Here is a 388-nt window from a genome sequence, read left to right as displayed (position 1 = left end):
CACACCGCCTCGGTGAGCAGGGCGGGTTCGACGAAACTGAGCCCAGAGTTGGCGGTGGGGCAGCCGCAGCCGTCGAGGTAGGGCTCCAGCATTCCGGCGGTGAAGTTCTCCGCCACGCCGTCCTGCATGATCTTCACGCTGGTGGCGTTGAAGCGGCCCACCTGTCCGGTGCGGCGGCGCTCCTCCAGTTCGGGAAGCTGTTCCAGGCCGCGTTCGCGGTCCCACCACAGGGCGCCGACGACGCGGGCGAGCAGGGAGCCTTCACGCGCCGCGCGCAGGTAGACGTCGAAGTTGTCGGGGTTGCCGGAGAAGACGCCGATCATGGCGTCCTGCCAGCCGGTCACCCCGAGGGAGAACAGGTGCTCCTGCGCGGCGAGCAGTCCGGCGT

At 69.6% G+C, this 388-nt stretch carries 1 pseudogene; it reads right to left on the bottom strand.

Features of this window, described 5'->3' with window-relative positions:
* Nucleotides 1-388, bottom strand: a pseudogene (locus J1M41_RS11420) (amidohydrolase); the annotation flags it as partial.

Source organism: Micrococcus sp. KRD096, from assembly GCF_017168495.1.
GTDB classification, from domain to species: domain Bacteria; phylum Actinomycetota; class Actinomycetes; order Actinomycetales; family Micrococcaceae; genus Micrococcus; species Micrococcus luteus.
The sequence above is the reverse complement of the archived record's forward strand: the minus strand, read 5'-3'. Positions and strand labels throughout refer to the sequence as shown.